The sequence below is a fragment of the Shinella agrisoli genome (assembly GCF_046557955.1).
Taxonomy (GTDB): domain Bacteria; phylum Pseudomonadota; class Alphaproteobacteria; order Rhizobiales; family Rhizobiaceae; genus Shinella.
The window spans coordinates 139,710-147,724 of sequence record NZ_JBJIEP010000011.1; the positions used below are offsets into that span (position 1 = coordinate 139,710).

Annotated in this window: 7 protein-coding genes and 3 tRNA genes; 5 read left to right on the forward strand and 5 right to left on the reverse strand. The window is 66.2% G+C overall.

Features of this window, described 5'->3' with window-relative positions; genetic code table 11:
- Positions 1-1,536 (reverse strand): histidine ammonia-lyase, encoded by a 1,536-nt coding sequence (gene hutH / locus ACIIOY_RS14135; protein ID WP_411035319.1) that lies wholly within the window; start codon positions 1,534-1,536, stop codon positions 1-3.
- 42 nt (positions 1,537-1,578) lie between these two features.
- Positions 1,579-2,805, reverse strand: a complete 1,227-nt coding sequence (gene hutI, locus ACIIOY_RS14140; RefSeq protein WP_411035320.1) for an imidazolonepropionase — start codon at positions 2,803-2,805, stop codon at positions 1,579-1,581.
- A gap of 109 nt (positions 2,806-2,914) precedes the next feature.
- On the opposite strand from hutI, the gene ACIIOY_RS14145 reads away from it, so the two are divergent.
- The 3 genes from ACIIOY_RS14145 to ACIIOY_RS14155 all read left to right on the forward strand — a co-directional run bounded on the left by ACIIOY_RS14145 (position 2,915) and on the right by ACIIOY_RS14155 (position 6,322).
- Positions 2,915-4,261 (forward strand): formimidoylglutamate deiminase, encoded by a 1,347-nt coding sequence (locus tag ACIIOY_RS14145; protein WP_411035321.1) that lies wholly within the window; start codon positions 2,915-2,917, stop codon positions 4,259-4,261.
- 31 nt (positions 4,262-4,292) lie between these two features.
- Positions 4,293-5,102, forward strand: a complete 810-nt coding sequence (gene hutC / locus ACIIOY_RS14150; RefSeq protein ID WP_411035322.1) for a histidine utilization transcriptional repressor HutC — start codon at positions 4,293-4,295, stop codon at positions 5,100-5,102.
- Positions 5,103-5,194: 92 nt separating this feature from the next.
- Positions 5,195-6,322, forward strand: a complete 1,128-nt coding sequence (locus tag ACIIOY_RS14155) for a hypothetical protein (RefSeq protein WP_411035323.1) — start codon at positions 5,195-5,197, stop codon at positions 6,320-6,322.
- A gap of 102 nt (positions 6,323-6,424) precedes the next feature.
- Here ACIIOY_RS14155 and ACIIOY_RS14160 read toward each other — a convergent pair whose 3' ends face one another.
- The 3 genes from ACIIOY_RS14160 to ACIIOY_RS14170 all read right to left on the reverse strand — a co-directional run bounded on the left by ACIIOY_RS14160 (position 6,425) and on the right by ACIIOY_RS14170 (position 7,572).
- A complete protein-coding gene (locus ACIIOY_RS14160; RefSeq protein WP_411035324.1) occupies positions 6,425-6,961 on the reverse strand; it encodes a DUF5675 family protein in 537 nt (178 codons plus the stop codon).
- Positions 6,958-7,212 (reverse strand): hypothetical protein, encoded by a 255-nt coding sequence (locus ACIIOY_RS14165; protein WP_411035325.1) that lies wholly within the window; start codon positions 7,210-7,212, stop codon positions 6,958-6,960. Before ACIIOY_RS14165 ends, ACIIOY_RS14160 begins: the two co-directional genes overlap by 4 nt.
- A gap of 284 nt (positions 7,213-7,496) precedes the next feature.
- Positions 7,497-7,572: transfer RNA gene (locus ACIIOY_RS14170), tRNA-Val, on the reverse strand.
- A 242-nt stretch (positions 7,573-7,814) separates the two neighbouring features.
- Between ACIIOY_RS14170 and ACIIOY_RS14175 the strand changes: the two genes are divergently transcribed.
- Positions 7,815-7,891 (forward strand) — tRNA-Asp (locus tag ACIIOY_RS14175).
- 47 nt (positions 7,892-7,938) lie between these two features.
- Positions 7,939-8,015, forward strand: a tRNA-Asp gene (locus ACIIOY_RS14180).

The following is an 8,015-nucleotide window of genomic DNA, read 5'->3' on the forward strand; positions in this document are numbered from 1 at the left end:
TCACGCCTCCAGCACGGGCAGGATGCCCTTGGAGACCGAAGCGGCGAGCGCCCCGGACGAGACGAACGCCGCCGCGGCGGCAAGGTCGGGCGCCATGTAGCGGTCTTCCTCCAGCGTCGGGACCACGGTGCGCAGCGCCGCCACGACCTTCTGCAGTTCCGGGCTGGTGGTGAGCGGCGCGCGGAGTTCGACCCCTTGGGCGGCCGTCAGCGCCTCGATGCCGATGATGGCGGAAAGGTTCTCCGTCATGCGCAGGAGGCGGCGCGCGCCGTGGCAGGCCATGGAGACGTGGTCTTCCTGGTTGGCCGAGGTCGGCGTCGAATCGACCGAGGCCGGATGCGCCATCTGCTTGTTCTCGCTCATCAGCGCGGCCGAGGTGACTTCCGCGATCATCAGGCCCGAGTTGAGCCCGGGCTTCCTGGCGAGGAAGGCCGGCAGGCCGAAGGAGAGCGCCGGATCGACCAGGAGCGCGATGCGTCGCTGGGAGATCGCGCCGATCTCGCAGGTCGCGATGGCGATCTGGTCGGCGGCGAAGGCGACGGGCTCGGCGTGGAAGTTGCCGCCCGAGACGACGCTGTCGTCGGAGAGCACCAGCGGATTGTCGGTCACGGCATTGGCTTCGATCTCCAGCGTGCGGGCGGCGGAGCGCAGGAGGTCGAGGCAGGCGCCGTCGACCTGCGGCTGGCAGCGGATGCAGTAGGGGTCCTGCACGCGCTCGTCGCCGGTGATGTGGCTTTCGCGGATGACCGAGCCGGCGAGCAGCGCGCGGAGCGCCGCGGCAGCGTCGATCTGGCCCTTGTGGCCGCGCAGCGTGTGGATGTCGGGATGGAACGGCGCGGAGGAGCCCATCGCGGCATCGGTGGAGAGCGCGCCGGTGACGAGGGCGGCCTGCGCGGCGCGGTGCGCCCGGAAGAGGCCGGCGAGCGCCAGGGCGGTCGAGACCTGCGTGCCGTTGATGAGGGCGAGGCCTTCCTTGGCGGCGAGCACGACGGGTTTCAGGCCGGCCTTGGCGAGCGCTTCGCCGCCCGGCAGGCGCTCTCCGGCATAAATGGCCTCGCCTTCGCCGATCATCGCGGCCGTCATGTGGGCGAGGGGGGCGAGATCGCCCGAGGCGCCGACGGAGCCCTGTTCCGGGATGACCGGGATGACGTCTTTCTCCAGCATCGCCTCGATCAGGCGGACGATCTCCAGCCGCACGCCGGACGCGCCGCGGCCGAGCGAGACCAGCTTCAGCGCCATGATGAGGCGCACGATGTTTTCGCAGAGCGGTTTGCCGACGCCGCAGCAGTGCGAGAGGATGAGGTTGCGCTGGAGGGTGGCGACATCGGCCGGCGCGATCTTGATGGAGGCGAGTTTGCCGAAGCCGGTGTTGATGCCGTAGACCGGTTCCTTCCCGGCGGCGATCTGCGCGATGCGGGCCGCGGCCTTCTCGATACCGGCGTCGAAGGACGGGTCGAGGCGGGCCGCCTCGCCGGTCCGGTAGATGGCTTCAAGGGTCTTGAGGGGCACGGAGCCCGGACGGAGGGTGATCGTCATGGTTCATTTCCCGGTGCAGCGCACGGCTGCGCATTGATAGGATCAGTGTCCGCTGCGGATGCGGGCATGCATGGGGTTGAAGCCCATGCGGTAGACCAGCTCCGCCGGCCGGCCGATGTCCCAAAGGACGAAATCGGCCCATTTCCCGGCTTCGAGCGTTCCCACCTCGTCGACGAGGCCGAGCGCACGGGCCGCCTCGCGGGTCGTACCGGCGATGCATTCCTCGACGGTCATGCCGAAGAGGGTCGCAGCCATGTTCATCGTGAGAAGGAGGGAGGTGAGCGGTGAGGTGCCGGGGTTGGAATCGGTCGCGACGGCCATCTTCACGCCGTGCTTGCGGAAGAGCTCGACCGGCGGCTTCTTCGTCTCGCGGATGAAATAGAACGCGCCCGGCAGGATGACGGCGACGGTGCCGGCCTTCGCCATGGCGGCCGCGCCCGCTTCGTCGGCATATTCGAGGTGATCGGCCGAAAGCGCGCCGTAGCCGGCGGCGAGCGCCGCGCCATGGAGGTTGGAAAGCTGGTCGGCATGCAGCTTCACCGGCAGGCCGTGGCTTTTCGCGGCCTCGAAGACCTTCGCCATCTCGTCCGGCAGGAAGGCGATGCCCTCGCAGAATCCGTCCACGGCGTCCGCAAGCCCCTCCGCCGCGACGGCCGGCAGCATCTCGCTTACGATCTTCTCGATATAGGCCGCCTTGTCGCCGTTCATCTCGGGCGGCAGCGCGTGCGCGCCGAGGAAGGTGGTGCGCACGGTGACGTCGCGCTCCTCCGCGATGCGGCGGGCGGCGCGCAGCGACTTCAGCTCGTTCTCCGTATCGAGGCCGTAGCCGGATTTCAGCTCCACCGTCGTCACGCCCTCGGCGATCAGCGTGTCGAGGCGGGGCAGGGTCTGGCGCACCAGCTCGTCCTCACTCGCCGCGCGCAGCGCCTCCACGGAGGAGACGATGCCGCCGCCGGCCCTGGCGATCTCCTCGTAGGAGGCGCCGGCCAGCCGCAGCTCGAATTCGTGGGCGCGGTCGCCGGCATGCACGAGATGGGTATGGCAGTCTATCAGGCCCGGAGTGATCCAGCGTCCTTCGCAGTCGACGCTTTCTGCGCTGGAGAATTCGGCGGGGAGGTCGGCCTCGGGGCCGGCAAAGGCGATGCGCCCGTCGCGGACGGCGATCGCGCCGCCTTCGATGATGCCGAGGCCCGGCAGGCTTTCCTTGAGGGTCGCCAGCCGCGCGTTGCGCCAGATGCGGACCGTGTCCTTTTCCGTTCCCGTCGCCATGATTGCCTCTTCCCTGTGATGGAAATAATGTATATACATAATAACGCGGACGCAAGGGCCAATTTGCGGTTCGGCGTCGAGGCACAGATCGGAAGAGAAAGGACGGGCCATGGCCGTCATTCATGCAAGGCAGGCGCTGCTTGCGGGCGGCTGGGCGAAGGATGTCCGCATCGTCATCGCGGGCGGTCGCATCGCGGCGCTCGAAACCGATACCGCCGCCACGCCGGGCGACGAACGCCACGACACGATCGTCGCCGGCATGCCGAACCTGCACAGCCACGCCTTCCAGCGGGGCATGGCGGGCCTTGCCGAGACACGGGGACCCGGCAGCGATTCCTTCTGGAGCTGGCGCAACGTGATGTACCGTTTCGCGCTCTCCATGACGCCGGACGACGTGGAGGCCGTCGCCGCCCAGCTCTATGTCGAGATGCTGGAGGCCGGCTTCACCCGCGTCGGCGAGTTCCATTACCTGCATCACGACAAGGACGGCGGGCATTATGCCGACATCGGCGAAATGGCCGCCCGCATCGCGGCGGCGTCATCCGCGGCCGGCATCGCCCTGACGCTCATTCCCGTCTTCTATGCCCATGCCGGCTTCGGCGGCACGGCGCCGGGCGAGGGCCAGCGCCGCTTCATCAACGGCCGCGACTCGTTCGCCGCCCTCTTGGAGCGGTGCCGTGCGCTCACGGAGGCGTTGCCGGCCGGGGTCACCGCGCTCGCGCCGCACAGCCTGCGCGCCGTCACGCCGGAAGAGCTTGCCGCCGTCGCCGCGATGGCCGGCGGCGCGCCGATCCACATCCACATCGCCGAGCAGGTGAAGGAAGTGGAGGACTGCATCGCCTGGTCCGGCCGCCGCCCGGTGGAATGGCTGCTCGACAACCAGGACGTCGACGGGCGCTGGTGCCTCATCCACGCCACGCATATGACGCAGGCCGAGACGCACGGCATGGCGAAAGCGGGGGCGGTCGCCGGCCTCTGCCCCGTGACGGAGGCCAATCTCGGCGACGGCACCTTCCCGGCGCCGGATTTCCTCGCTGCCGGCGGCCGCTTCGGCGTCGGCTCCGATTCCAACGTGCTGATCGGCCTGCCGGACGAGCTGCGCCAGCTCGAATATTCGCAGCGCCTTTCTTTCCGCGCCCGCAACGTGCTCGCCGCGCCCGGCGGTTCGACGGGCCGCGCGCTCTTCGACGGCGCGCTTGCCGGCGGTGCGGCGGCGCTCGGGGCGCAAGCTGCGGTCGCGCCGGGCAGCGCGGCCGACCTCGTCGGCCTCGCGCCGCGCCACGGCCTCGAGCTTGCGGGCGATGCGCTGCTCGACGGCTGGATCTTCGCCAACGGTGCAGAGGTCGATTGCGTCTGGGTGAACGGCCGCAAGCAGGTCGAGGGCGGCCGGCATGTGGCGCGGGAGGCGGTCGGCCGGCGCTTTACCGCGGCGATGCGGGCGCTTGCCGCGGCCTGACGGCGTATTGAAAGGCGTTCCGACCTTTCCTATGACTTCGAGAGACCCGGCGAATCTGCGCCGGGCAGGAGCGGAGGCGACCATTTCCACCGACGAGGCCAGAATCGAGGCCGAGGCCAAGGAGCCCTCGCTGCACCGCCGCATCCTGGAGGATGTGGAGGGCAAGATCCTCTCCGGCGAATGGCCGCCGGGCCACCGCATCCCCTTCGAGCATGAACTGACCGAGCAATACCAGTGCTCGCGCATGACGGTGAACAAGGCGATCACCGAACTGGTCAAGCGCGGCCTCATCGAGCGCCGGCGCAAGTCCGGCAGCTACGTCACGCATCCGCACGCCCAATCCGCCATTCTCGAAATCCACGACATCCGCCTGGAAGTCGAATCGCTCGGGCTGCCCTACCGCTACGAACGGCGCGCGCGCCTCGACCGCCCGGCAAGGGCCGCCGACCGCCGCCTGATGGACCTGCCCGACGCCGCGCGCCTCACGGACGTCTCCGCCCTGCATTTCGCCGGCCAGCAGCCCTTCTGCCTGGAGGAACGCCTCATCAACCTCGAGGCCGTCCCCGAAGCCGCCGCCGAGACCTTCGACGCCATCGCGCCGGGCGCCTGGCTGATCAGCCGCGTGCCGTGGAGCGCCGCCGAGCACCGCATCCGCGCCGTCGGCGCCGACGCCCGCGCCGCCGAGCTTCTGGCGATCGCCCCTGGCACGCCCTGTCTTGTCGTCGAGCGCCGCACCTGGAGCGGCGGCCTCTACATCACCCATGTGCGCCTGACCTATCCCGGCGAGAAGCACGAACTCATCGCCGAATTCGCCCCGACGCATCCCAAGCAGGCGGGGTGAACGCGCCGCCGCCGCTTTCCGATCGAAAGGATTGTGCCTCTCCGCATCCGATGCTACTTAAACGTGTTCACGGTACGCCTTGGGGATGGGGAATGTACGAAACCGGTCTTTATGTCGGCGTGGTCATCTGGCCGCTCGCCGGATTGTGGCTTCTGGCGTCGCTGATCCTGGCGCTTTTCAGGCGACGGCGCAAAGGCGCGCTCCGGCAGGCCGGGATCGCCGCCATCGTCTTCGTCCTGTCCTTCGCGGGGATTCTCTACTGCAACCTGAACGTCTACAAGGACTACGGCCTCTCTTCTCCGGAGGGATTGGCGGAGGCGAGGGCCGCGCGCCGGGCGCAGGAAGAGGCGGGGACGAAAATACCCGAAGCGGTGACGCAGGAGGCGGCCGCAAGGAAAGAGGCCGAGACGGCGGCTAAGGCCCGCCCCACCGAAGAGGCCGGGCAATGCCCTGTCGGAACCGTGGTCGCCGTGAAGGCCGATTACGAGATCCGGCAGGCGCCGGGCGAGAATGCCGGCAGGGTGGTGAACGAGAAGGCGACGTCGATCCTCAAGACGACCCACTATCACCGGATCGATCCCTCGACCTCCGTCGAGATCCTCGGATGCGAGGAAAATTGGACCGAGATACGGATCACCGAGCCGTCGTGGCTCGCGTCCGTGCGCGGTTGGGCGCCGAACGAGGTGCTGAGGGACATCGAGCGGACCGCGGACGGTGCCCGCGTGTATGTGGAAAACGACGTCGCCTGGGACGGGGATACATCCCGGCACAAGCCCGAGATCGTGACGATGATCAACAAGATAAGCCGCGAGCATGCGGGCTGCTCGTCCATCGACACGGGCTCGCTCGCCAGATCCGCTTCCAGGAGCAAGCCGGGCGATCCGGTGTTCTTCGTGACCTGCGATCCGTCGGGAACGCCCTTCAACGTCTGGTTCCGGCCGGGCGACGTGGAACGGACGATGACGGCGGCCAGGCCGATCGGGCAGGCGGATGCGGTCCAGGCCTGCGAAGAGGAGGCGAGGAGAAGGGCAACGCATCCCTCCACGGTGGATTTCTCCCGGTTCCTGGATGTCGCCTATTCCGCGCGGCCGGACGGCCGGGTTTCGCTGACGTCCTCCTTCACGGCCAGGAACGGCTTCAACCTGGAGCAGACGTTCGCCATCCGCTGCCTCTTCGACGGCAACACCATGATAGAGGCGACGGTGAGCGAACCGCAGTAGGCCGGATCGAACGAGAGGATTGCCTTCAGGTCTTCCCGTTCGAAGCGCGTCTTTCATCGTGTCGACCAAAAGCACGCGGAATGTGGCAGAAAAAATTGCGTGCTAGGCTACAATCTTGACGTAAACTGGTCGATGTGCCGAGCCCATCATCATCTTCAGAGCGGCGATCGACGCGCCTGACGCCTGCACGAAACATGCTCGGGAGGGCGACCAGCGCCCCGGTAGGATGCAGCCTGCAATGTCACGCGGGCTGTTTCCGATGTGGATTTGAATGTTATCGCGTGCGACCACATCCGCAAGCTCAACGCGCCAGCCGAGCGTCCCATCCGTTCTGATGAAGGCCTTGTGCTCGCCCGGCGGGCAGCAGCTAATCTCGTCGAGATTGTTTCGCCACGGCAATTCGAGCGTGTCGCAAAACTCCGCGCCGGCAATAGCGTTTTGAGGACCGTGATAATAAGTCGGTCCGACGAACAGTCGCCCTTTTACGCAATCATTGAGATCGAGAACCGTGGAGAGATTCGTCTCACGCTTTATCGTGAGAAAATAGTCGGAGAATTGAGCACGGGCTAGAAACGGCGTTGCCAACAGGGCGCATCCGCCGATGAATCCCCGACGAGACCAGCGCTCACCGGCGCTCATTCCGTAACCACTATCTCGCTGTCGGGGGAGAATTCTGTATCGAAGTCCAGACTATTCCCGTTCTGAATGACGGGCTGATTGTCGCCAGGGGCAAAGACACTGCCCGTCTCGCCACTTTCTGGATCTGGCGCTGCAACCCAGATGTCGGGTTTGTTTGAATTGTCGCCCTGCCCGTCAAATGGATCGCTCTGAGCATGCGCATAGCTGGCGGTAGTAACAAGAAGGACTGACGTCATCGCAATAATACGCATTGAAGTCCTCGTGTATCGGTTGTGTTATTTAATTATATCACTCAACTCAAGTTTGTCCATAAGCAAATACAAAGAACCGATCGGCGAAGCCATCGTCCCGCCATCGATGCGCTGCGTCCCAGTGATGAGCCACTCGTCCCCCATGTTCTCCGTGGCTTATCGCCGTCCGGGCATGGCGGGACGGCGCCCAGCGTCGACGCTCGCAGCCGCCGCAAATCCGTTTTGCGACGTCGATTCAGACGAAAAGCCCTGTAGGATAAAGGAGATAATGATTTCAGATAGAATGGTGGGCGATGAGAGACTCGAACTCCCGACATCCTCGGTGTAAACGAGGCGCTCTACCAACTGAGCTAATCGCCCGCCGCGTTGGTGGCCGTGATCTATGCGGAACGGGATGAAACCGCAAGAGGCAAACGCAAAGTTTTTCGCATTTTTTTGAACGGCCCCATGACGGTGGGAAAGGGTGTGGAAACATTTCGCGGCGCGTCATTCTTTTGTCTTGAAACCTGCTTGACACCCAAACCCGAACCCCGTAGTTAGCCGCTCATCGAACGGCTTGGCCGCTCGAGACGGATGCTTCGTCATCCGGCCCTTTCGAGGATGCGGGTGTAGCTCAGTCGGTTAGAGTGCCGGCCTGTCACGCCGGAGGTCGCGGGTTCGAGCCCCGTCACTCGCGCCACTCGAAGGACCGGACGAACATGCGGGGCCTGATGGCCACCAGGATGCGCGGGTGTAGCTCAGTCGGTTAGAGTGCCGGCCTGTCACGCCGGAGGTCGCGGGTTCGAGCCCCGTCACTCGCGCCA